Genomic DNA, 26,084 nt, shown 5'->3' with positions numbered 1-26,084 from the left:
TTTCCAAAAACTGATAACTCATAGCCGAAAATCACTGTTATTTCTTCATATAACTAGCATCCAAGAAATCATATCGAGGTTCGATAGTTGACTTTTCGGCTCTTGAGTTTACATCAATAATCATCACAGGAGGTTGTTTGTCACCTGCTTTGGCTGCTGGCCACTCTGGCAATTTATCACCGTTTGGATTACCTGCTTTAATAAAGTTGGCAAAGAAATTAGACATAGTATCTGATACCTTATAATCGTCGGCAGTCCAAGCGTAATCTTTAATCAAATGGAGATTGCCCATACAATATTCGATTTCGCAAGCATGTGGCGCTCCTACTGGTTCGGGAGCTTTGGGTGCGCCTTCTTTTTTGACAGTACCGCCTGCCAAACCTGAAGCCAAAGATTGATCAACCAATGGTGGACGAACTTTGCTATACAAATAACGATACACTGGTTGCGAAGAGTTATTTCTGTGCAAATCAAACCATTTCCAAGTACTATAAGAGATAAAACGGTCAGACGCCAATTGTGTCGCAGACAACTCTACTTCTTTTTCTGTAGCATGAGGATACAAGGCCAAAACTTTGTCAGCATCGTTTGGATATTCCTTTTTCACACGTTCGATAAACTTTTCGGTTGTATAAGGCTGTCCCATCATGAATGCCATACCTGGGATTTCGGCAGAGTTCCAACCCAATAAAAGCGGTACTTGCGCTTGTTGTTTGGCTTCAAAAATTTGTGGTAAAGTTTTTGGTAAAAAATGACCATCTAATACCACTGGAAAACCAAATCGCTTAGATTCGTTATAGATTTCATACAGCTCACGTGTACTCATAGCACGCAATTGCTTTAAGCTTGGTACGCCTGCACTTTTCGCAAAATCAGACCCTTGTTTTTCTGCTTCTGCCAAGGTTACAGGTGCCATGGTAGGGTTAATTCCTGCGCCACTTTCGCCGATAGCTCCATGAAACAAACCTTTTGATAAAGGAGAACCCATTTGATAACTCACTGCAATAGAGCCTGCTGACTCACCTGCAATAGTCACTTGGTTAGGATTGCCTCCAAACTTCGCAATATTGCGTTTTACCCATTGCAAAGCCGCTACTTGATCCAAATAACCATAGTTTCCAGAACCTTTGTACGGAGATTCAGCGCTCAATTCTGGGTGTGCAAAATTACCGAAGATATTCAAACGGTAATTGCACGTAACTACCACAATGCCTTTTTTTGCCATAGTACCACCATCATAACGAGGCTCAGAACCGTCACCTGCTACATTACCACCGCCATAGAAATACACCAACACTGGTAAATCTTTGGTATTGCGCTTGGCTGGTGTCCAAACATTTAGATATAAACAGTCTTCACTCAAACCATTTGAGCGTGAAGCCATATCACCAAAAACAATCGCTTGAACGGGTCTTGGTCCAAACTTTTTAGTCTCTTTTATGCCTGTCCAATTGTCGATAGGCTGTGGCGCTTTCCAACGCAACGGACCTACTGGAGGCTTGGCAAAGGGTATGCCGAAGTAGGTTTGAATACCTGTTTGAGTATCAAAGTTTCCTTCAATAACGCCATTGTCGATGGAAGTTTGAACTGGAAAATTAAAATTAGTTTGAGCAATCATCGTGCTTGTTGCTAAGCAAATTACACTTGCTAGGATAGTCAGATGTTTTTTCATGGATTGGATAAATGTTCTATTGTCTCACTCTGTGACAATAATAAAAGCTTTTTTGAAAAAATCCTATTATTTTTCAATTTAATACTAAAAAATCTTAGTGTTTTGGATAATTATAGGAACTTTGTTAAAAGTTTATTTTACCCCAATGAAACCTTATTTGTAATTCTCCCAGTTATAAATTTGGCGATTGCCGAAACTCAAACTTATGTTTTCCCCATCTAATTTATGCAAGAACAATTCATTTTATCCAATCAATTAGCTATTCCAAGTATCGGATTTGGCACTTGGCAAACTCCCAATGGAGATGTGGCGATTAGTTCAGTAAAATATGCCATTGAATCGGGTTATACACATATTGACACAGCTGCGATATATGGTAATGAGAAAAGTATCGGACAAGCCATCAAGGAAAGTGGTGTAGCTCGCGAAAAGTTGTTCATTACCAGCAAAGTATGGAACTCCGACCGTGGTTATGAGTCAACTAAAAAAGCTTTTGCCAAAACCTTAAGCGACTTACAACTCGACTATTTGGATTTGTATTTGATTCACTGGCCAGCCAATGGTAAACAGTTTGCTAACTGGCAAAGTATCAATGCCGAAACTTGGCGTGCGTTGGAAGACTTATACAAAGAAGGATACATTAAAGCTATTGGGGTGAGTAACTTTATGGTAAATCACTTGCAAGCGTTGTTGAAAACAGCCGAAATAGCACCAATGGTCAACCAAATCGAGTTTCACCCGGGTCATCGTCAAGCTGAAGTGGTGGAGCTTTGTCAGCAAAATAATATTTTGGTGCAAGCTTGGAGTCCGCTCGGTACAGGCAAAATGCTAACGAACGCAACCTTGGTTCAGATTGCTGCAAAATACAACAAATCAGTGGCTCAATTATGTGTTCGTTGGTGTTTACAAAACGGAACATTGCCATTACCAAAATCAGTTACGCCAAGTCGTATCGACGAGAATAAACTGGTTTTTGATTTTGAAATCAGTGCCGCAGATATGCAGATTATCAACCAAATGCCCTATTGTGGGGGTTCTGGATTAGACCCAGATCAAGTTGATTTTTAGTATACGTTTTAGGCTGTAAGCCATAGGCATTAGGCAAAAAAGCTTAAATTTTTTCATGAAAAAAACATTTAACTTTTGGCTTACGGCGTATAGCTTAATGCCTATTGCGGGTGAAATTAAATTAATAGTATATCTGAGGTGCAATTTGACTATAACCTTTTGATTATGAATATCTTCAAATAACCAATATACTATTAACTAATAACGTCTTCCTACTTAAGTTAGTGGGCAAAATAGAATTTAATTTTTGTGCCTTAGGCATTCAGGTATCAGCTTTCGGCGGTGGGCTTTGGAAAAAAGCATAGCTGTGATTAATAAAAACATTTTAACACTCTGTGCCTTGTGCCTGTTGCCTTGTCCCTAAACACATAACTTAAATATTATTCTGCTCGATTACTTAAGTGATCGTGCAGAATAAGATTTAATCAATTGGAGATGTAAGATATTGATAATTAAAATTTTACATTCACAATTCACAACTCACAATTCAGCACTAATACTTATTACTATCCAATTTTAATTATATACTATGAAAAATTTCTTTATTAAGTCGGTGGCTACTTTGGGTATCGCTACCTTAGGACTTTCGTCGTTTGTAGGAACCAACAACGAGCCCAATCAACTTTCAGAACAAGAAAAGAAAGAGGGATGGACATTGCTGTTTGATGGTAAAACTACCAACGGGTGGCATTTGTACAACAAAGGCAAAATCCCGACGGCATGGATTATCCAAAACAATGAATTGTATTGTAAGCCAGATACTTTTACGGTAGAGCATGGCGATTTGGTCACTGACAAAGAATACCAGAATTTTGATTTACGTTTTGAATGGAAAATTACCGTAGGCGGAAACAGTGGTGTATTTTTTAATGTAGTCGAAAAAGAAAGTAACCCAACCGCATGGTCTACTGGTCCAGAATATCAATTGCTCGATACCAAACATGACGACTACGAAGCCAATTTCAAAAAAAGAGCAGGATGTTTATATGGATTTTTCCCTCAGAAAAATGCCGCAGTAACCAAACCCGCTGGCGAATGGAATGAGTCTCGAATTAAGCAAGTCAACGGAAAAATAGAGTTCTATCTCAATGGCGTTTTGACAGCCGAACAAGATTTGACCTCAAAAGATTGGAAAGACCTAGTTGCTAAAAGTAATTTTAAATATTTCTCTACTTTCGGCAAAACGGTAAAAGGACGCATTGCTTTACAAGATTGGTCAAAAGGAATAGCCTTTAAAAATATCAAAATAAAAGAATTGTAATAGTAAGATAGCATGAATCCCAAAGTACTAGCTACTTTGGGATTTTTTGTTTTTAGGCTTTTCCCAACAAAGCCTAGATCCATTTCCACTTGGGAGTTCAGTGAAATTTAACCCTCCTTTTCTGGTACAATCTCTATAGCTGGTGTACACCTTTCAAATGACGTAATTTATTTGTTTATTAAACTTGTACCACTTACAAAGTTTTATTTACGTATTGAAATCATATTAACGGTACAATAATTGAAGACTTTAGTCATCAAAAGTACCAATAGGCAACTATTTTGATTAGAGTAGAGCAGTCAGCAATATTTAAAGGAGATTTTTGCATTGATGTGCTTTTAAAAATAGTTTTGTTGTTTTTCCCGATATGAAAATATTTATAATAGCTGCTTGTATAAGCCTCATGGCTTTCTTCCACGCGGAGAAGGTTCGTGGACAATATTTTAGTTACCTGACGACTAAGGATGATCTATCGTAAAAGATAAGTACGGCTTTACGTGGTTTGGGACTTGGAATGGGCTTTGCAGATATGATGGTTATAAATTTAAGACTTACAAAAATAATCCCAAAGATCTTCATTCTATTACGAGTAATCACATTCACTATATATATAAGAATACTTCTGGAGATTTGTGGATAGAAACTTTCCCTTCTATCATTTGTCGCTATAACTATCAAAGTGATGATTTTACTCGATTCAAGGTCAATCAACTCCCCAATTGAGCGAGTGAGTGATTATGTAAAAAATGGATTGCATCAGTAGAGTCGCAATACTCGCGTCTTAAGCCATTCATATCTAGCACAGTAGCATCAAAAAGCGGTCGAAACATATTTTTCGACCGCTTTTTTGATAAAAACTTTGAGAATATTCTTCAATTCAGAATCATTCCTATTGTCTTATTTTACTTTTACAGGAAAACCATTTCTGACTTCTTCACTGGCAGTTGTTACTAGATTATCACCCTCTTTTAAATCACCAAAAATCTCAATTTTGCCATCCGCTTCACGACCTTTTTCTACATCTACCCATTCTGCATTACCATTCACAATTCTAATGACAAATACTCTTTCTGGCGAATTAACTACCGCCGATTTTGGTACAACAAAAGTTGGAACTTGCGAAGGCATATTCAATTTGACTTCTGCAATCATACCAGGGAGTAGTTTTTTACTTGAATTATCAATATCCATTTCAATACGCTCTGCACGAAGTTTGGTGTCTAATGCCCCGGCCACACGTTTGATTTGTGCTTTGAATAATTCGTTTGGTCGAGACCTCACTCGGAAAGTAATCGTACTCTGTGGTGATAAATAGGCCGTGTATATTTCTGGAATCGCTACCGCCAAACGGAGTACTTTCTGGTTTTGAAGGAAAAACATTGGTTTATCAGAACCTTTACCCGACGGCCCTACATAAGCTCCCAAACTGATATTACGTACCGAAATCGTACCATCAAATGGTGCACGGACTTCTAGGTAATTTTTAGTATCTGCAATCTCTTTATAATTCGCTTTTGCAGCTTCTAACAAAGCAAAATCTGCATTTTTGCGCGCCAAAGCTTGGTCTAATTCGTTTGGTGAGATAGTCCCAGGCGTTTGGGAGGTATGATACAAACGATCATAATTGGCTTTACTAGCAATATAAATAGCTTCTTGCGACTTGAGACGAGACGAAGCGGCAGTCAATTGTGCTGTGATTTCTGGTGCGTCTAAGCTTGCCAATAGTTGTCCTGCACGTACTTCTGAGCCTACATCTACGGTCATTTGGCGCACAAAACTGTTGACTTTTGCGTAAAGTTCTACATCTTGCTTGGCAGTTAGCTCACCTGGTAATTGTAGAGAAGCAGTCATTTTTTCTTTTGTTAAAGAAAAACTTTCTATTGTCGGGATTGTTGACGCCGAAGCCGTTTTTTCTTTATGCTCAGATTTGGCTTCAGATTCGCCACAACTTGTAAATATTACAGAACTTAATACTAATCCCGTGGCAAAAAGGGTATATCTAAAAACAGTTGGATAATTCATAACTTTTGTCGGTTGCATGTTGGAGTCTTATTTTGATTGATAGATCGTCGAGATAAAATGCTTACTTTCTTCATCTTCAGGATCTAGTGAAACAGATTCTGTGGAAGTTTTTTCTTGGAACCAAGCAAAAACCAATGGTAAAAATACCAAGGCAGCAAAAGTCGAAGCCAATAGCCCTCCAATTACGGCACGAGCTAAAGGTGAGGTTTGATCTCCCCCTTCGCCCAAGCCCGAAGCCATCGGAATCATACCTACCACCATCGCAACACTGGTCATCAAAATCGGACGAAGACGCAAAGAGGCCGCCTCACGTGCAGACTTGAGCGCATTACCACTATGTTTGCGAAGTTGCTCGGCATTGGTAATCATCAATACGGCATTGGCGATTGATACCCCTACCGACATAATGATTCCCATGTAGGATTGCAAGTTCAGCGTCGAGCGAGTCATTACTAACATGAGTAATGCCCCTAAAATTACCGCAGGAACCGTTGTAAGCACCACAAAAGATACTTTAAATGACTGGAAATTAGCAGCTAACATCAAGAAAATCACTACAATGGCGACTAACAAACCCGACTGCAAGCTATCTAGGGTTTCGGTCAATACTTTACTCAAACCAATTGGCTCAATTGTCAAACCACGAGGAAGTTCTCCAAGAGAATCTAAGGCTTTAGTTACGCCAGTTGTGGCTGTACCCAAATCGGTTTTGTATAAATTAGCAGTAACCGAAATTACTGGAACCGCCCCTAAGTTGTCATTTTCGCCATACGTTTTACTTGTCGTAATGGTAGCCACATCGCTCAATACAGGTCGACTAGCATTTCTCGTAACAGGAATTTCACTGATATCCTGAATGCTTTTTAGTTGATTTTCAGGAATTTGTACTTGAACGCTGTAGGTCTGGTTCGATTTTTCATCTATCCAAACACTTTTATCTGTATAGCGCGATGACGAAGTTGAAGCGGTAATCGAACGAGAGATTTCAGCAATATCAATACCCAATTGTGCCGCACGAACACGGTCGATAGAAATATTAATAGCAGGATAATTGGTCGATTGACCGATTTGGACATCTCTCAAATAAGGCAACTCATTCAATTTATCTACAACTTTTTTGGCATATTCCTCATTGTTTTTCTTATTTCTTCCTGAAATACGAACCTCAATTGGTGTTGGCGAACCTTGACTCAAAATCTTGTCTGTCAACTCGATAGGCTCAAAAGACAACTGAATGTCAGGTACTTTTGCTTTTACTTTTTCACGAAGTTCTTCTTTTAAATCTTCTAAATTTGCTTTGTAATGCTCCTCCAATTGCACTTGTAATACCGCTTCATGTGGTCCACTCATAAACAAATAGATAGGGCTTGTAGAAAATAACCCAGGGTGTTGTCCCACAAAAGCCGAAGTAATAGAAATGTTTTCTCGACCTACCATTTGTTCTAAAATACCCACTGTCTGAATCAGTTTTTGCTCTGTACGCTCAATACGTGTTCCCTCTTTGGCACGAATACGTACCTGAAACTGACCACCGTTGGCTCTTGGCAATACGTCACGACCAATATTTTTGAGTAAAAAGAACGCTGCCACACTCGCTAGTATCAGATAGGTAACTACAACCAATTTTCGATGCGGTAATAGCCTATCCAGAAAGGCCATAAAGCGAGTTTTGAATCGGTCGAACACTCCTAGTTTAGTAGGTTTTGGTTTGGGCTCTACTAATACTTTTTTCTGATTCAACGTATCTTTTTCTGACTCAGGACTTAAACCTGACATTTGGAATTCCTCATCTTCTGTGATAGGATGACCCGCTTGTTTGGCATGAGCTTTGGCATGACCTTTCATCATCCAGTTGGCCATAATTGGTACAAAAGTTTGAGAAAGTAAGAACGAAACCAACATCGAGAAACCAATCGCTAAAGATAGAGGCAAAAACAATGCGCCAGGAATACCTTTCATGGTAAAGGCAGGTGCAAAAACGGCCAAAATACAAAAGAGAATCAACAATTTAGGAAAAGCGATTTCTTTACAAGCATCCCAAATCGCCAAGGCTTTGGGTTTGCCCATATCAAAATGCTGGTGAATATTCTCAATCGTTACGGTTGATTCATCTACCAAAATACCAATTGCTAATGATAAACCGCTCAATGTCATGATATTGATGGTTTGTCCGCTCAAATACAAGAATAAAATTCCTGAAATAATCGAGGTCGGAATGGTCATAATCACAATCATTGCACCACGGGTATCTCCCAAGAAAAGCAATACCATCAAACCAGTCAAAACTGCACCAATCGCCCCTTCGCTCATCAAGCTTTTTACGGCATTCATTACATAGACACTTTGGTCAAATTCGTAAGACAATTGTACATCTTCAGGTAATTGACTTTTGAATTTGGGAAGATTCTTTTTCAAATCTTGGACTACATCCCAAGTCGATGCATCAGCCGTTTTAGTAATAGCCATATACACAGAGCGTTTACCATTGACTAGTGCGTAACTGGAAGTAATATCGGCAGCATCTTCCACTTTTGCCACATCACGCAAATACAAGTTGGCAACCCCTCCTTTGAAAATAGGAATATCCTGAAAATCTTCAATCTTTTTAATGGTTGTATTCACTGGCGTGATATAATTGACATCGCCAATACGAACGTTTCCAGAAGGTGATGTTTGGTTGTTGAGTCGAATAGCTTCAACAATTTGGTCAGGTGTAATATTGTGTGCGCGCATCAACTCAGGATCTGCTTTGATTACGACTGTTCGGATATTACCTCCAAATGGTGGTGGCGCCATCAAACCTGGGATTGAAGTAAATGACGAACGAATATAGGTATTTGCCAAGTCGAGCAGTTCATTATTGGAACGAACTTTACTACTTAATACTAATTGACCCACTGGCAAAGTTGAGGCATCAAAACGCAAAATAAAGGGAGGTTGAGAGCCAGGAGGAAATATGGCTTGCGCACGGTTACTAAACGCTGATACTTCGGCGGCAGCTTGCGCCATATTAGTACCTTGATAAAAGGTTAGTTTCATCAAGGTAAGTCCTTGAATGTTTTTGGTTTCGATACTTTTTACTCCCGAAACATACAGCAATAAGTTGACATATTGCTTGCCAAAAAAGGCCTCCATTTGTGTTGGAGTGTACCCTCCAAAAGGGTGTGAAATATAAATAACAGGCAAGTTCATATCTGGAAAAATATCCACTTTAATATTGCGGACTGCATTTATTCCAAAAAAGACCATACCTGCCACCAATACCAAAATAGTAATGGGTTTGCGTAGGGCTGTTCTAATTAAATTCATACAATTATCTAGCTTGTTTCATGAGTAAATCAGCATCACCAGAACTGGCGGCTTTGAGCAATAGGGCTTGCCAAACATTGGCATAAGCTACATTGATATTGGTTTCGGCTCTGTTCAATACAAATAGCGCTTGGGTAAGGTCGATGATATTCGATAAGCCATTTTTGTATAATAGTGCCTTTTGATTATAAGCAGTACGTGCCGCTTCTAACTGAATCGGTGCTTCGTGAAAACTTGCTAAGGCATTTTGGATACGCTGATCCGCCAAAACTACCTGATTTTGTAGTTGCAAACTCATTTGTTCATACTCATAGCGCAAGCCTTCTCGTAATAACTTCTGTGCCTCTATTTGCTTATTGATTTTGGTTGGAGCCATAAAATTCCAGAATATTCCCGCTCCCACTAAAAAGTTACTCCTAGTAGGTCCAACTCCTCCGAAGTAAGAGCCGTCAATATGATGATTATCAGGAGTATAATCATTTTTAAAACCTGAACCTTTAGTCTGAAAAGCGCCAAAAAGGTTTACCGTAGGAAGCTTATTTCTTTCAAATAAAACTTGTTGTTTTTCGGCTAAAGTAATTCTTGAAGCATACCACTGAAGGGTTGGATTTTGCTCGATAGATTGAGCAGTTTCCAAGCTTTTAGGAATACTGATAAAGTATAAACTGTCTAAATCAAAAGCTTGTGGAGATTTATTAAGAAACTGTGCTAACTGTGCATTTGCCTGAATTTCAAGATTTTTAGCATCAATAATTCCCTGACGAGCATTAGAGACTTCGGCATTGGCAATAGATGAATCAACCCCTGCATTCAAACCATTTTTGGCGCGTGCTTTTACAACATCTTGTAAAGCAGTAACGCGTTTGAGATTTGCCTGACTGACTTCTACAAATTTTTGTGCTGCCAGCACATTAAAATAAGCCGCACTGATTTTCATGCTGTGCGCAAATTTTTCCTGTAATACATCCAACGAATCACGTGCTACCTGCGACTTTGCCAAATCGAGGGTAGCATCCAAACGCCCAAAAGAATAAGCCTCCCAGTTGATATTGGTAGCATAAAGCGCCCCAAAAGCGGTGTTCCAGTTTTGGGAAGTTGAACTTGGACCCGAAGCCGCTATTCCTACGCCTTTGTACGAGTACAAAGGACCAAATTGTCCATTGGCTGTTCCGTAGTTTTGTTGAATGGCGGTGTTTACATCAGGCAAAAATTGTCTTCTGGCATTTTCAACCATAACAGTTGATGCACCCTGATAGCTCTTTTTGGCTTTGATAGAATTGTAATTTTGCAAACCCGTTTGGATAGCTTCCGAAAGAGTAAGTACTGGTTTTTGTGCAAAAGCAGGCCGAAGCAAGCAAAAGCAACACAAAAACATAAACAAGGGTTTTAGAGACATAGTTTTATGAGAAATTAACGACTTTGGTATCTTTGCCACAAAGCCTCATATCATTAGTAATTGTTGAGAAAATGGACGAATTAACGCTTGATTAATTCAAATTTTCAGCAAGATTTTGAGGAGATTTTGAAGTTTCAACAAAATTGAACAGTTTTTATGCTGTATCCTGTTCTATAGTACCAATATGATACAATAATTGTAGTATTTTAAGAAGAATGAATTTGATTCGTTAAAGGAAAAGGATAAAATCAAGAAAATATTGAGGCGATTTAAAAACTTTACAGTTCTTCAAATTTGCTTCAAAAAGAATTTTTTATTTTAGGCACTTATGAAAATATTAATCGTAGAAGACCATCCTGAACTGGCTCAAAATATTTTCCAGTTTCTCAGCAAAGAAGGCATTGTATGTGAACTTTGCGCCACTGCCCAACAAGCCGAAGACCGCTTGCTTGGTTTTGAATATGACTGTATTGTATTAGATATTATGTTGCCCGACGGCAATGGTTTGGATATACTCCGTTTTATCAAACGAAATAAGATTCAAAGTTGCGTACTGATTATTTCCGCCAAAAACTCCTTAGATGATAAAATCACTGGATTAGAAATTGGAGCAGATGATTATCTCACAAAACCCTTTCATTTGTCGGAGCTATTAGCCAGATTACGAGCACTTTATCGTAGAAATCATTTGGGAGGCGACAACGTGGTAACTTTCAATGAAATAACCATTAATACCACTACCTACGAAGTACAAGTCAATCAACAAACCTTAGATTTGACCAAAAAGGAGTTTGATTTATTAGTGTATTTTTTAGCGAATAAAAATAGAGTCATCACTCGTCAGTCTATTGCAGAGCATCTTTGGGGAGATTATACAGATACTTTATCGAATTTTGATTTTGTTTACCAACATGTAAAAAACCTGAGAAAAAAGATTAGCCATTTTGGCGGAAACGATTATATTTCAACGGTTTATGGTCTTGGATATAAATTTGACACAAATGCAAAATAGATTGTCGTAGTGGGCTTTAGGCTATAAGCCATAGGCATAAAGCTTAATGCCCATTTCAGGTAAGAAGATGAGGGAAATTGAATTTCAGCAAAAAAACATTTTAAAACTATCTGCCTAATGCCTGTTGCCTGATAACTCACATATTACACAATCCTTTTTGTTGCTACGAAACATTATGAAACTCATTAATAAATTCACTTCTTGGTATTTAGGTATTTCAGCCTTTGTTTTTTTGGTCGGAGGGATACTGACTTTTTATAGTTTTGAATCTCATATCGAAATAGCCCAAGCGAAAGAACAAGAAAAACTTTTACACCATATTTGTCAAAAAATCGAAAATGGCGTCCCTTATGAAAAGCTCGTAAGAGAACAATTGCACATTGCTGAAATTCCTTACAATTCTCCTGTTAAAAAAGTCACGCTATCCGATACTTTGGCGTGGAGTCCTCAATTACAACGTATTGATCGTCAGATAAAAGCCTCAGCATCGTACAAAATCAATGGGCATCATTATGATATTTCGGTATACAATATGATGATTAATACCGACGATGTCACCAAAGTGGTATTTGAGTCGATGGCGGGTATTTTCCTATTGCTAATTGTACTTTTATGGGTTTTTATCAGGCTGGGTTCCGAAAGAATTTTAGCACCTTTTCATAATACTTTAGATGAAATACATCGTTTTTCTTTAAAGAATAAACAAGCTATTCACCTTCCCGAAACTAGCATTAATGAGTTTAATCGTTTGAATCATTTTCTGGAAAAAATGATGAATAAAGCCATTTGTGACTATAATTCCTTGAAGGAGTTTTCTGAAAATGCTTCTCATGAGTTGCAAACGCCTTTGGCGATTATTCAAGGAAAACTGGAATTGCTCATGCAATCGCCCATTAGTGATGAACAAGCAGGTTTAATTTTATCCTCCCTAAATGCCCTCGACAAGCTCAATAAGACCAACCAATCGTTGATTTTATTGACAAAACTCGAAAATCAAGAATATGAAAGTATCGAAGAAATCAACTTTTCGCAATTAGTCAATGAAACACTGGAAGGCTTTGAAGAACTTTTGGAGATGAAATCTATTACGCTTCAAAAGCAAATTGAACCGCATATTTCGCTCAGACTTCATCCTGTATTGGCTTCTATTCTTTTGAATAATCTATTTAGCAATGCCATCCGTCACAATATTTGTAATGGAACAATATCCGTAACCTTGACTCCCAAAAAACTTTATATTGAAAACACAGGAAAAGCCCCAAGTATGCCAACCGAAGAGCTTTTCAGACGATTTAAGAAAGAAAACCCTGACTCCATTGGTTTAGGATTATCTATTGTCAAGCAAATTTGCGAGTTACATTTTTTTGAAATCACTTACAAATACATCGACTATCGCCATGCATTTGTGGTATGTTTCAAAAATGCCAAAACTCAAAAAGAAGCTGAATATATGGAAGTGGCATCATCTTAAATTACTTTATTACTTACTTTTAAGAAAAAGACTTGAATAAAAAATGAAGTGGATTACCCGTGAAAGACCTAAAATAGATAGAATAGCTTGTCCATGGCTTATCAAAAAATACATTGATGCCGATGCTGAATTTTTATTTGTCCCATCGGATAAAGTCCTAGAAATAGCTCACTTACAAGATGCTATCCCATTTGACATACCTCATGTAGAACTTTCACACCGAGGGAAATACTGTACGTTCGATACGCTTCTCAAAAAGTATAAACTAAACGACCCTGCGCTTAAAATCATGGCACCGATTATTCGTGGTGCCGATACCGACCGTCACGATTTTTCACCATACTCGGCAGGACTATGGGCGATTTCGTCGGGCTTATCCTATAATATTTTGGTTGACCACCAATTACTAGCCCAAGGAGCAATCATTTACGATGCGTTGTATGCATGGGCGAGTCATTTGCAAAAGGCCAAACATGTACAAAGTAGCGTGGAACGTATCTTAGTGGGCTTGTCGGCGGAAGGAAATTTGATGAACGAAAATACACCCAACTGGGTACTCGACCTCAAACATCTCTTACAAGATTATATCGATGCCGATTTAAGCTTTTCACTTAGCGATATTTCGAGAGAACTCGACCTCAATCCAACCTATCTTTCAAGGGAGTTTCCCAAATACTTTGACAATATGTCCTACGGAGAATATATCCGTAAGTTACGAATCGAAAAAGCAAAAGACTTATTGGTCAGTACCAATTATAAATTAACCCAGATAGCCTATTTATCAGGGTTTTCGGATCAAAGTCATTTTACTAAAACTTTCAAGGAAATCATGGGAGAAAGTCCCTCAAATTATAGAAAAACAGCAAAAAAGTAAAATTTATACCAAAGGTAATAATAGTACTATTTAGGGAAAGATTCGGGTAAGAATTTTGTAGAAAAAACATTTTATGCAAAACAAATACTCTCTCTTTTTATATTTGAGCTTATTAATTTTTACGATTCAACCTACTGTATCATTGGCTCAAACTCCAAGTAATAGCTATCCTAAAGTAGTAGGATATGCAGGGCTAGTACATCCACTCTTTACATTTGACTCGCAAGGTAGTACGGGAAACTTTGGCTCGGTGTACACTGTTGGAATGCCCGTAGGTATCAATATCCTAAAATCTGACCACATTGGAGCTAGTTTAGAGTTTGTGCCCTTTGTAAGAAGCGATGCCAGTCAGACTCGTGTGAGCAATTTTCTTTTTCATCCTGGCATTATGTTTCGATTCAAACACGGATTTACCTTTGTTGGTCGTGCGGCGTTCGAAACTTCTGGAAGACTAGGGTTTACGCCCGTTTTCAATAAGGTTATTAAAAAAGGAAAAGATACCAATTATTTTATCGCTATTCCCTTGCCCGTTCGTTTTGGTAAGGACAAACCAACCTCAGTAGGTATTGCCTTTCAGTTTGGTATAGGGTTTTAAACAGGAGTCATCCAGAATTTTGAAGATTGGAATTATTTTCTGAGTTTTATTATCAAAAAAGCGATCGAAAAATATTTTCCGACCGCTTTTTTGATGCTATTATGCTCGATATAACTTGGCTTGAGACACAGTCATTACGTCTTTACTAATTTTCCCATAATCACTCAATCTCAACTCACTCAATTCGGGATAACTCATGTTTGGTAAAATTCTTACCCAACATGATCAATAACAAACCGATTATATCCTTTATCAACCAGCTCTTCATACGCTTCCCAAACATCCGCTGGTACTTGTTTTGTTATCTGAAAGCCTAATTGTCCATATACTTTTATGCGTTGCAAATCGCCTACTATCAAGTGAATAAAGGTTTCTTGATCGTCTACCAATTCTAAATATTCATGATAAGTCAGGGGTTCGGCTGCGGTCGACCATTCTACCTCAGGCCACTGTTGAGAAGCGGTATTATAAGCTCGGCGAGTCATGTAAGGTTTGGCAATCAACAGGCCTTCACGATGTGGTAAGCCATGTTGTTCAATGATTTTTTTGGAAAAAAGAATGTTTTCACCTGTGTTAGAGGCCTTTTCTTCCAAATAGATTTTCTCGGCTGGTACACCTAAATCTATCATAACTTTGGAAAATGTATGTGCTTCTGTCTCCGTCCAAATTTCATTGGTAATCTTTCCCAAACCTCCTGAAACAACGATGTTGCTTACAGGATTTTCTAAAAAATACTCAGCCGCAAACTTCGGTACTCGCAAATCGCTACTACCCAATACCAAGATAAAATCGGGATGTTGTGGGGCACAACGTTTGTTTAGGTAGTTATAAATTTTCTCTTCGGGCAACATAAGGATTAGTGCTGAATTGTGAGTTGTAAATTGTGAATAAGTAGGAAAACGTTATTAGTTAATAGTCTATTGGTTATTTGAAGGTATTCATAATCAAAAGGTTAAAGTCTAATTTTCTAGCTCTTTCAAGTTTAAGAACTTGGAACGCCAGATAAAAAGCAGTCTCCGACTGCGACCTTGCACACTAAAATATTCAACCTTTGCTATTGGCTTTTTTGGTTATGCAGTCGGAGACTGCACTTGATTTATTGTTCCAAGTTATTAAACTTGAAACAGCAAGGCCTGTTGCCTTATGCCTTCAAAAAAAACTTAAATCTTATTCTGCACGATTAATTAAGATACTTTTCTATCACTTTTTTCCATGCCAAATATCCCTCTCCTAACAAATGAAGTCCATCATTGGTGAATTTGGGATTAATTCGACCTGTTTCGTCTACCAAACTTGTATATACATCGAGATACACAAATGGCAGTGAATCGCTTAGGTTTTTCAAAGATTGATTTACTTGAATGATTTCAGCCTTTTTACTAGTATGTCCTCCGAATTTCTTGAAAGACTCATTCACTGGAAAAATACTTTGTACAAAAACCTGCGTTTTAGGCGATGTTTCATGCAAAATTGCCACAATCTGACGAATATTTTTGACCACACTATCGGGTGAAATACCTCTTGCCAAATCATTGGTTCCTATTAACAAAAACACCTTAGCTGGCTTTCTTTCAGCTACTTCATCGATTCTGTTCAATACTCCTGCGCTAATATCGCCACTAATGCCTCTGTTTTTAATGTGAGGATTTTGAAACATTTCTGCCCATTCTCCGCCGTCGGTAATACTATTGCCCAACATAATGATGTCTTTTGAGGTTTTAGGTAAAACTTTAAAAAGCGCTACTCGTTGGTGATAATACGTTGAAAATAAAGAATCTGGAATATGATACTTTACTTGTTGAGCCTGTGCCATAAAGGCAAAAAATAGGCCGAATACACAGCCTATTACAAATCTAATTTTCATAGATGATATGTTATAGACAAAAGGCACAGAGTTGCAAAGGCACTAAGGCACAAAGTGCTATTAATAAAACCTTTAGCAAGACTATTTGTCGCAATTCATTTCTGTTTGAGTATAAATATGTTTTTTTATCGTAAAATCCGTTTTAAAAATTCCCATTCAATTCTATTTTAAACGGCATCAATGGTAAATTAGCCTCGTTGACAATATTACATTTTGGATTAGGAAGCCATGCATAATTGATTTGGGTAACCTGTTTATCCGAAGGCAAGGTAAGGATTATTTTATCAGAAAAGAGCGTTATTTTTTCTGGATAAAAAAAAGATGCTTCTGTTCCTCCTAGATTAAATCCTTGTAAGATAAAGCCTTTAGGATTTAATCCATCACTGGTTTGCAGTTGTCTGGAAAAGTCAAAACTAAGTTCAAGAATATTTCCTTTTTGTTGATATTCTTTAAAAATAGGTCCTGAATAATCAAGAGGTAACTGATAGGTTTTGGCTAAAGCTAATAAACTCAGTCGCTCGCCAATAGGCTTTTTATCAGTCGGGTGAACATCCAAGGAATCCCCTGTATCGATACTCACTATCATACCGACATTGTTGATTTTTTGACTCAACTCAAACTGACTCGCACGAAAAGCAGGCCAGCCAGAACGATTAGCAATGGCAGGCAATTGGACTGTATAAATGGGAAAATCACTTTGATTCCATGTTTTTCGCCAGCTTTTTACTAAAGTCTCAAACAAAGGGTTATGAATTTCGGGATGTGTGGCATTGGATTCACCCTGATACCAAATCACACCTTTGATGGCAAATGGAGCTAGAGGTTTTATGCCATTATTATACAAAAAGGAACCTGCAAATGGATGTAACAACTTCCGATTGGGCGTGGCATCCTGTAGTGCAAGAGCCAAATTTTCATTGCTTCGCTCTAATACCCAAGGATGAATATCTTGGGCTTTTTGTAACCAATCTTTATCCACAAACTGCTGTAATTGAGGATGGGAAGCCAAACTTGCCGAATCGATATAAGCTTGGGTAGTAGTACCACCAACGGCATTACAAATTAGCCCAATTGGTACATTGAGCTTTTGCTGTAACTGTTTGCCAAAATAATAACCAACCGCCGAAAACTTGGCAGCAGTTTCGGGTGTACATAGCTGCCAGCTTGTAGGCTCATAAAACTTACCTGCGTTCAGCTCAGATAAAAGACTATCACTAAATACCACCTTAGCCAAGGGACGAGCCACAGCACGTGGAGTCATTCGAAACAATCTAATTTGAGCATTTTCAGCTTGTGATATTTCTTGTCTGGCATTTTTGGTTTGTTCCAAACGAAATTCCATATTGGACTGACCAGCACAGAGCCACACTTCCCCCACTAGAATATTTTGAAAAACTAGACGCTGTTTTTGGGAGGTAACCAGCAATTGAAAAGGTCCTCCTGCGGTATGAGCAGGCATATTGATTTTCCAATGACCATTCTTATCTGTTTTAGTTTTTAGTGAAAATCCATCAAACGAAACTTGCACCTCACAACCTCGACATGATTTTCCCCAAACAGGAATAGTCATTTTCTGCTGCAATACCATGTTATCGCTAAAAATAGCGGATAATTCAAGCTGTGCTTGCGCCAATTGACTCAAGCACAGCAATTTGCCTAGAAGTGTAAAAAGATATTTTTTCATGATTATTATTCAAAAAATGGCAAAACTGTAAACATCCATTTCACAGAATTTTGCCAATCGCTCTTACTTCCATGACACTGTATGAAAAATGATTTGTTTGTAATTGTCTTTTTCGTACAAAATTCCAATTTGGTCTTTTCCTATTTGCACAATATCTGAATAGGCAGCATTGTCACGTGTATGTCCTGCCTCGGCTTTGTCGATAACCCAACTTTTCACCCAAGTTTTTCCTTCGTCATAACTAATTCTTAAAGTAAGGTTATCTCTATTTTTGGTATCTGCGGCATTACAAAAAGCAAGAATCGTCTTTTTACCTTCTGTAAAACTCAGAATACTTCCTTGGCATACAGGGTCTGGAAGGTTTGGGTCAAAATAGGTATCGTGCCAATGTTGTCCCCCATCGTTACTAATCGCTACAATTCGCTGGCGAATATCTCCTTTTTGATTACGAGCATTAAACATCAATTTATTGCCTGACAATGGCGCTGCTGTAGCCTCATTGCCTCCTGCGATGTTGATGGTTTCGCTCAAATGAAAGGTTTTGCCGTGGTCATCACTATAAAATCCATGGGCAAAATAATCCACAAAATGTGCCTGTGGTTCGCCCTGTGAGTGATTGGCAGCTACATAGATGCGACCTTTGTATTTGCCTTTCAAAAACTGTGTAGCATGCCCAGGCGTATTGGCATACGAACGCCAATCTTCTTTAAACTGATAGGCTGGATTAATCTTTGGTTGGTTGGGCCTATGCACTTGTGTGGTGATATTCTGGGGCTTTGACCATGTGTGTCCTGCATCTATGGATGTCACAAACCAAACTTCTCGAATCCCATGTCCTTTACGAATTTCGCCTTCGTGGTTATTTCCAGTATTATAAAACAAAAAAATACGTCCTTGAGGATATTTTGGATCTGTAAGGTCAACGACTGGCGCTGGATTGCCCGCCTGTAGAGAATCATAATTGATGGCAACTTCGATATTGCCCCATGTTTTTCCTTGATCTTTGCTACGCTTCAGGACAATATTAATATCTCCAAAATCGCCACTTCCGTTGACTCTCCCCTCGGCAAAAGCCAATAATTCGCCCGAAGGTAAACTGATTATGGCAGGTATTCTAAAAGATTTATGCCCCTCTTGTCCTGAGGTAAAAACAGGTACTTGTGCCCACAACTGGCTTGTCAACAAGACATTCAGGATGATTCCTAGTATCTTTTTCATAGTTATATTTAAAAATCTACAGCTGATGTTTTATTCTCTTTTTCTAAAAAGTCATTCAATATTTTATAACAATACCATTCTTGGCGAGGTAAATGAAATGGGCCTTTAAACAAATTACCTTTGGCAGTTTGCGCAAGACTTCCATCACGATGTAAATACCCAAACCATTCACCATTAATGGGATCATGAAAGTGCTGGTAAGCATAGTTATGCACCATTTGATGCCACTGGGCGTATTTTTCATTTCCTGTCATCAAATAGGCCAATAAAGTGGCGATAATTGTTTCGTTATGAGGCCACCAAAACTTCATATCTTGCCAGTATTCCTGTACAGGTTTGTCGTAAACATCTCTAAAATACAAAATACCACCATGCTCTTTATCCCAACCTCTTTCCCACATATAATCGAGCATTTTACAACCTAATTCAATCAAATGTGGGTCGTTGTTACGATATCGGGCTTCGTGCAAAATAAACCAAGCGCCTTCAATCGCATGTCCAGGGTTGAGAGTACGCCCGTCGATATGCTCGATAATACTACCATCGAGCGCCACACTTTCCATCACGCAGCGAATATCATCTTTGACAAAATACTGTTCTATTTCCTGAATCCAAGTTTCAATCCAAACATCACAGCGTTCATCACCAATGGTTTCACGAAGTTGTTGGGCGGTATTCATCATAATCATCGGCACACCGATTGCTCGTGTTGGGCGTGTGTTCGTAAACTTCGCTGGTAATAAGGTTGGATTGGTAGCGTATTGCAAACATTTGCCAAATAACTCGCGAGCTTTTTGAGCCGCCGACTCATCACCCGATGCTTTGGCATAGGCAGCGTGCGCAATTACAGCAAAGGTTTCCGAAAAATAGTAACGACGTTTTCTAATACCTTCTCCTTGTCGGGTTACATGAAAAAACATTTGTCCATCGGTATCAAAGCAATGTTTGTTCAAAAAATCTATACCGTTTTTGGCACCATTGAGCCACATTTCATTTTTGCCAAAGGTATTTACCAACGTCGAAAGTGTCCAAGCTGCTCGTCCCTGAATCCAAACGGCTTTATCGTCGTCGATAAGCGAGCCATCTTGGTCTCTCATGAGCAGATAACCACCATATTCCCAATCTATACTTCGAGGAAACCAAAAGGGTATGGTATCTTCTAGTAATTGTTTTTTATAAAAATCTCTTAATGAGGTAAGTCGTTGGATGTTCATTTTGGATTGCATATTTTTTAGAAATTGAAAGAAAAGGGAGAGCCTTTACCTTGATGAAGCATGTACACATCAGGTAAATAATCGCTCTTCCCTTTGTCCATAACTATCCAATTTTCACTTTGAGGTTTTGGGCTTTATTAATGCTAGAAAAATTCCTAAGGCGATAAAAACTAAGCCTCCCAAACTCGCTAAATCATATCCTAGATTTCCTTGGTCGGTAGATTTTCCTAGAATATTGGTAATCAATGCTCCTGCGAATACCCCACACATATTCATAAGTCCGTAGGCAGTACCGCGTTGTTTTTCGGAAACGATTTGACAAAGAATAGGCATATTGTTGGCGTCGAACATGCCATATCCTAATCCAAAACAGATAGCAGCTCCTACCAAATGCCAAACTTCCGTACCAAAACCGAGTAAAAACAAGGCAGGAATCGTGAGTCCCAAACCAATCGTACTCACAAAAATTCGTCCTCGAATATGTGTTTGTATCCAGCGGTCAGATAAATATCCCCCCGCAAGAACGCCAACCAAAGAGGAAAAAGCCATGGTGATGGTAGACAGCGGACCTGCCTGAGCCATATCTATTTTTAGACTTTGAGAAAATAGCGTAGGTAGCCAATTTTTGATACCCCAGCCCGACAGACTAGGAATCGTGAAATAAAGTAATAGCAAGATAAAGGCAGTATTGCCAAACAGACTTTTTAAATTATGAACTATCTTATTTTCTGACACTTCAGTGATATTATATTCTTCTTTTTTCCGATTTTCTTTTAATAAAACCATTAATAAAAGAGCATATCCAACGCCTACAAAGCCAAATAATTGGAAAGTTGCCTGCCATGAAAAAGAAGCCGCAATAGTAGCCCCAAATCCTCCAAGCGACTGCCCTATATATAAGCCTGTCATGTGGATACCAATGGCTATTGAACGGCTTTTGGAGTCATGATAATCGGCAATAAGCGACAAGGCAGCAGGAATATACAGCGATTCGCTAAAGCCCATCAATGCTCGAAGTGCCAACAATTGAGTAAAATTTTGAGCAAAGCCCATCAATAATGTCACCGCAGACCATACAAACAAACTACTGACAATAATCCATTTGCGGTTGATACGGTCGGCAGCCAGTCCAGAGATAGGACTCATAAGCCCATATATCCAAAGAAAAATGGCCATTAATTGCCCAAAATTTGCAGCAGTCTGAAGCTCAACAATCGACACCTGCATACTTGCTTTCATGGTCGAGAGCATCTGTCGGTCGAGGTAATTGAGCAATGCCACTACCCAAAGTAGCGCTACAACAAGCCATTTATAGTTTTTGGAATTCGATAACATTTTGATTGGTGATTTTGGATTTTAGATTGCGGATATCAACCTCAGTATTGTGTTTTATGAAAAACTGAACAAACGAATTAAGTATGAGTGCTGAGTTTCTAGTTTACAGTCTTGATTATCAATATTTTAAATTTAAAGCCATTGCTGTCCGAAGGTTTTTATTTTGTTCGAAAGAGTTCTTATTTATTGTTTTTTTGGGGTGTAGGTGCAACCCTTGCGGTTGCCATTTTGAATGAGGTAACTGCAAGAGTTACCGCTACACCAATTTAATTTTAATGATAAAGCTCAACTCTCTTACAACCTATTTTAGGCAAGCACAATTCACAATTCATAACTCACAATTCATAACTCATTACTAAAACCCTATTTTATTTCTCCTACTAATATTTCTACACTTCTTACTCCAGCTTTTATTTCGCCTGAGGGAATTATGACTTTGTTGTCCCAAGTAATGGCCGTAGTAGTTACAGGTACAGCAAAAGGAATTTTACCAAGCTTTTTCCATGTATTTTTCTGCGAATCAAAAAGTAATATTTCTCGACTAAAACCTGGGTGATTAACTTGTAGATGATTCTTTTGGGCAGTAAGTTTAGCCTTTTTCTCAGGGTCAGATTCTTGGGCAATTTGTGCCAACAAAATCTCTACCTTATGAAAAGTTTCGCCTTTATCACCGCCAAATAATATACATTGATGTTTACCCATCGCTACACCAGTGCCCGCCGAAATAGCATAAGGTAAAGATTTTTGTGTAGCCCAGACTTTTTTATTATCATCAAAAGTATAACAAGAATTATAGAAATCACTAATGCCGTTGGCTTGCCTTTGGCGTCCGCCAACTAGATATAATTGATGGTTGAGATTAAACAGTAAAGCATGCGAAAGGCTCACAGGAAGTTCCGTAACGAGTTGCCAACCAAGTGATATATGTTTCAAATCCAATTTGAGTAACTGATTCGAAACACCAGTTTTGGTTTCGCCACCCGCCAAGTATATATCCGAATCATGAACAATGGTAGCCGCCGCATTACTAATTCCTTGTGGTAAATCAGGTAAAGATTCTATTACTTGTTGTTCTTCCCGTGGATTCCATTTAAGGATAAAAACCTCTTTTCGATAACCTTCTTGGTCTTCGCCACCGATACAAATCAGCCCTTGTGCAGACTGAACCGTGGTTGTATAAGCCATTTTTTGAGGCAGCCGAAACGTCTGAGAATGCCAGAAAAATGCCTTGTTAGGATCTTTGTGTAATACATAAATGTCATCGAAATACTTCTTTTTTCCACCCTCCCAAGGCAAAGCATCTTCAAAATTAGCTCCACCTGCTATCATCAACACATTTTGAGATACGCCAACGATTGGACCAGCCAAGCCTGCTTGTTTGGTATGTCCATTGGCCACTGGCAATGAATGCAATACCGACCACTGAAGTTGAGGTGGCACGTCGTTCGACATATCATTGCTATATCCCATACAAGAAATAATCGTAGACATAAGTAAATTTTTCATAGTTTAAGCGTGCATTTTTGAACAAAATACAGAGAAATTTAATGCTTCGACATCTTTCTTGAAAAGTTCGAATTGAGTATCTGTCATATTTCTAACGGGTAGTCTAAACGTTCCGCAGTCCAAGTCAACCAATTTCATATAGGCTTTTCCTGTTGCGATTCCCCCATATTTGCCCAACAAACGAATCACTTCGATAGATTGCATTTGTAAGGCTCTGGCTTTGGGTAAATCATTTTTTTCAAAAGCCTCTATCATATCATGGTACAGAGGCGCGGCATAATTGAAAGTACTTCCAACAGCTCCCTTTGCTCCTAAACTCAAAGCTGCCAGCATATTTTCATCACGCCCCCAAAGCATATCATATTTCCTATTTTGAAATTCTAAACAAGATTGATAATCCATGAAATCCTCGTGGGTATATTTGATTCCTGCAAAATTGGGCACTTTTCCATCTATGGCTTTCAACAAATCATACATGGCAAAGTTAACGCCAGTCAACACAGGAATATGGTAATAGTAAAAGGGCATATCGGGCACTACAGAAGCCACTTCCTGACAAGCCTCAGCGAGCTTTTCTACTGAATTTGGTTTAAAATAAAATGGCGAAGTAAACGAAATTGCATACAAGCCTAAATCCTGAGCATATAGTGCTAGCTCTTTACAATCGGCAATACTTGTACCACCCAAAAAGAGCATTACTTTAAAATCTGGATCACCTACTGTTGCCTTTGCCCAAGCTTGAGCAACCGCTCGTTTTTCGGTATGCGTCAACGAAACTCCTTCGCCAGTTGAGCCACAAATAAAAGCACCTGTCACACCATTAGATTTGAGCAAATGGTAATATTCTTCAATCAATTCCAGATGCAAACTTCCATCTGAGTACATTGGAGTAAAAGGCGCAGCAATAAGTCCTTCAAGATGAGCTATTTTCATAATATTATTTATTTTGGGGACAACAAATCAAAGGCATAGAGGTACAAAGTTTTACACAAAATCTTCTTCACTTGTACCTCTTGCCTATATTTTAGTTTACTTAATTCAAATTAAAAACTTGGATATCCTGCCATTTGTACCAACGAACGGTTATTAGTCAGGGAGTTACGATCGATTGGCCATAGTACTTTGTAAGCTTCATTGCTTGATAAAGTCGTATTGGCAAAAACATAGCTATTGCCAAATCTACGAAGGTCATACCAACGTTTTCCTTCAAAAATGAACTCAAACAAACGCTCATCTAATATAGCATTTTTAGGGTCTTTATCTCTGGCTTGATTCGGGAAACCGTATTTACTAGCCACATAATTAGCACCAAAAGCTCTAGCACGCACCTGATTGATTTCGGCTGATGGGTCTTGACCTAATAGTATTTTAGCCTCGGCAGTAAGCAATAGTAAATCTGCAAAACGATAAATAGGATAATCGTTGGTATATACACGTGAGCCTGCATTTTGCTCGCCTTGGAATTTATTGGTAAAACAACCTACTAACTCAAAACCTGTGCTACGCTTTTCAAAAGCTGGCTGAATTGAAGACAAGCGACGAGTATCGGCTTCATCAAACTTTTTGAATGTGGCAATACGCACAGGAGCACGTAATAAGCCACTCCAGTTATCGGTATTTACATTGAACTGGCGAGAGCCATTCAAGTCATAAAAGTTTGCAATCAAACCTGTTTGCGGAACAAAGCTACTCGATACAAAACCCATACTTGCTTCATTCAATACATAGCGAATGGCAAAAATGATTTCGTTATTACCCTTATTATTCGAAGCAAAAACATTACTAAAACTAGGTAACAGCGTAAGAGTTGGGATATTGGTTCTGATTTCGTTCAAAGCATTCAATGCTGTTGTGGCATCGGCTACGCCACCACCTCGCTGACTATTCCATAATGATACTTCTGCTTTGAGCATCAATGATGCGGCTTTTGACCAATAGCCTTTGTTATTTCTGAAAGAATAATCACTACCAAAACTAGCAATAGATTTATCAATATCTGATTTTATCAAATCCATCACTGCCGATTCTGGAGAAGCCTCTTTTGCCAAGTTGGCAATATCAATGGACAACACTGGCTCAGTTTGAATCACTACGCTACCCCATGTACGATACAAATGGAAGTAATAATAGGCACGCATTCCGTAGGCTATTCCCAAATAGTAATTCTTGTTAGTTGTACTTACAATATTGGTTGTATTTAACTTACTAATCAATAAATTTAACTGTACAATATTGGTATAAAATCCTCCAAAATTGCTCACGCCTGAATTGTCCAAATCGAGAGTATGTTGCCACATTCTTTCTAAACCTTGTGTGGCCTCACCTGTGAAGGTACTGGCACTGTTAGCTTCAGTACCAAATATATCCGAGCGCATTTCGCCCAATGCTTGAATATTGGCATTATGACTTCTTAGTCTTGAATGAATTCCTGAAACAAAAGCATCGAACTGGTCGGCTGTTTTCCAATAATTAGCATCACTGATGCTACTGATAGGTGCTAGGTCGAGACTTGTATTACAAGCGGTCATTCCCAAACCTATCACTATTCCTAAAAAGGTTATCTTAAATATCTTTTTCATAAAT

The 26,084-nt window shown here is 38.4% G+C and carries 19 protein-coding genes; 6 read left to right on the top strand and 13 right to left on the bottom strand.

All coding sequences use genetic code 11. The features are described from left to right. Positions 1-37: 37 nt before the first annotated feature. The gene (locus tag QM524_RS20920; protein ID WP_283346061.1) at positions 38-1,672 is read right to left on the bottom strand and encodes a carboxylesterase/lipase family protein; all 1,635 of its coding nucleotides are present in this window, start codon (positions 1,670-1,672) and stop codon (positions 38-40) included. 225 nt (positions 1,673-1,897) lie between these two features. Between QM524_RS20920 and QM524_RS20915 the strand changes: the two genes are divergently transcribed. Then, on the top strand, positions 1,898-2,740 hold the full coding sequence (locus QM524_RS20915; RefSeq protein WP_283346060.1) for an aldo/keto reductase: 843 nt from the start codon (positions 1,898-1,900) through the stop codon (positions 2,738-2,740). 529 nt (positions 2,741-3,269) lie between these two features. After that, positions 3,270-4,001, top strand: a complete 732-nt coding sequence (locus tag QM524_RS20910; RefSeq protein ID WP_283346059.1) for a 3-keto-disaccharide hydrolase — start codon at positions 3,270-3,272, stop codon at positions 3,999-4,001. A gap of 897 nt (positions 4,002-4,898) precedes the next feature. Here QM524_RS20910 and QM524_RS20905 read toward each other — a convergent pair. Genes QM524_RS20905 through QM524_RS20895 form a run of 3 tightly spaced genes read right to left on the bottom strand, consistent with a single transcriptional unit; the run spans position 4,899 to position 10,728 of the window. Beyond that, positions 4,899-6,041: an efflux RND transporter periplasmic adaptor subunit gene (locus tag QM524_RS20905; RefSeq protein ID WP_283346058.1), complete on the bottom strand. Its 1,143-nt coding sequence runs from the start codon at positions 6,039-6,041 to the stop codon at positions 4,899-4,901. Positions 6,042-6,050: 9 nt separating this feature from the next. Then, positions 6,051-9,332 (bottom strand): efflux RND transporter permease subunit, encoded by a 3,282-nt coding sequence (locus tag QM524_RS20900; protein WP_283346057.1) that lies wholly within the window; start codon positions 9,330-9,332, stop codon positions 6,051-6,053. 4 nt (positions 9,333-9,336) lie between these two features. After that, positions 9,337-10,728 (bottom strand): TolC family protein, encoded by a 1,392-nt coding sequence (locus QM524_RS20895; RefSeq protein ID WP_283346056.1) that lies wholly within the window; start codon positions 10,726-10,728, stop codon positions 9,337-9,339. Between the two features lie 328 nt (positions 10,729-11,056). Between QM524_RS20895 and QM524_RS20890 the strand changes: the two genes are divergently transcribed. The 4 genes from QM524_RS20890 to QM524_RS20875 all read left to right on the top strand — a co-directional run bounded on the left by QM524_RS20890 (position 11,057) and on the right by QM524_RS20875 (position 14,680). Beyond that, complete coding sequence (locus QM524_RS20890) at positions 11,057-11,740, top strand: response regulator transcription factor (protein ID WP_283346055.1); 684 nt, start codon at positions 11,057-11,059, stop codon at positions 11,738-11,740. A gap of 175 nt (positions 11,741-11,915) precedes the next feature. Further along, on the top strand, positions 11,916-13,211 hold the full coding sequence (locus QM524_RS20885) for a sensor histidine kinase (protein WP_283346054.1): 1,296 nt from the start codon (positions 11,916-11,918) through the stop codon (positions 13,209-13,211). 43 nt (positions 13,212-13,254) lie between these two features. Then, entirely contained in the window at positions 13,255-14,085 is an 831-nt protein-coding gene (locus tag QM524_RS20880) for a chromate resistance protein ChrB domain-containing protein (RefSeq protein WP_283346053.1), read from the top strand. 73 nt (positions 14,086-14,158) lie between these two features. Further along, on the top strand, positions 14,159-14,680 hold the full coding sequence (locus QM524_RS20875; RefSeq protein WP_283346052.1) for a hypothetical protein: 522 nt from the start codon (positions 14,159-14,161) through the stop codon (positions 14,678-14,680). Between the two features lie 212 nt (positions 14,681-14,892). Here QM524_RS20875 and QM524_RS20870 read toward each other — a convergent pair whose 3' ends face one another. The 9 genes from QM524_RS20870 to nanU form a co-directional block, all read right to left on the bottom strand. Continuing rightward, positions 14,893-15,531 carry a YdcF family protein gene (locus QM524_RS20870; RefSeq protein ID WP_283346051.1) on the bottom strand — a complete coding sequence of 213 codons (639 nt, stop codon included), beginning with the start codon at positions 15,529-15,531 and terminating at the stop codon, positions 14,893-14,895. 329 nt (positions 15,532-15,860) lie between these two features. Then, complete coding sequence (locus tag QM524_RS20865) at positions 15,861-16,544, bottom strand: GDSL-type esterase/lipase family protein (RefSeq protein ID WP_283346050.1); 684 nt, start codon at positions 16,542-16,544, stop codon at positions 15,861-15,863. A gap of 142 nt (positions 16,545-16,686) precedes the next feature. Continuing rightward, a complete protein-coding gene (locus QM524_RS20860) occupies positions 16,687-18,228 on the bottom strand; it encodes a sialate O-acetylesterase (RefSeq protein WP_283346049.1) in 1,542 nt (513 codons plus the stop codon). Positions 18,229-18,291: 63 nt separating this feature from the next. Continuing rightward, positions 18,292-19,446, bottom strand: a complete 1,155-nt coding sequence (locus QM524_RS20855; RefSeq protein ID WP_283346048.1) for a sialidase family protein — start codon at positions 19,444-19,446, stop codon at positions 18,292-18,294. Positions 19,447-19,454: 8 nt separating this feature from the next. Next, the gene (locus QM524_RS20850; RefSeq protein WP_283346047.1) at positions 19,455-20,660 is read right to left on the bottom strand and encodes an AGE family epimerase/isomerase; all 1,206 of its coding nucleotides are present in this window, start codon (positions 20,658-20,660) and stop codon (positions 19,455-19,457) included. A 114-nt stretch (positions 20,661-20,774) separates the two neighbouring features. After that, positions 20,775-21,995 carry an MFS transporter gene (locus QM524_RS20845; protein ID WP_283346046.1) on the bottom strand — a complete coding sequence of 407 codons (1,221 nt, stop codon included), beginning with the start codon at positions 21,993-21,995 and terminating at the stop codon, positions 20,775-20,777. A 363-nt stretch (positions 21,996-22,358) separates the two neighbouring features. Beyond that, complete coding sequence (locus QM524_RS20840; protein WP_283346045.1) at positions 22,359-23,501, bottom strand: Kelch repeat-containing protein; 1,143 nt, start codon at positions 23,499-23,501, stop codon at positions 22,359-22,361. 3 nt (positions 23,502-23,504) lie between these two features. Then, on the bottom strand, positions 23,505-24,434 hold the full coding sequence (locus tag QM524_RS20835) for a dihydrodipicolinate synthase family protein (RefSeq protein ID WP_283346044.1): 930 nt from the start codon (positions 24,432-24,434) through the stop codon (positions 23,505-23,507). 110 nt (positions 24,435-24,544) lie between these two features. Then, complete coding sequence (nanU, locus tag QM524_RS20830; RefSeq protein ID WP_283346043.1) at positions 24,545-26,080, bottom strand: SusD family outer membrane lipoprotein NanU; 1,536 nt, start codon at positions 26,078-26,080, stop codon at positions 24,545-24,547. Positions 26,081-26,084 lie beyond the last annotated feature (4 nt).

It is taken from the genome of Flectobacillus roseus (genome assembly GCF_030056595.1).
GTDB classification, from domain to species: domain Bacteria; phylum Bacteroidota; class Bacteroidia; order Cytophagales; family Spirosomataceae; genus Flectobacillus; species Flectobacillus roseus.
This window is presented reverse-complemented; position numbering and strand designations above follow the sequence as displayed.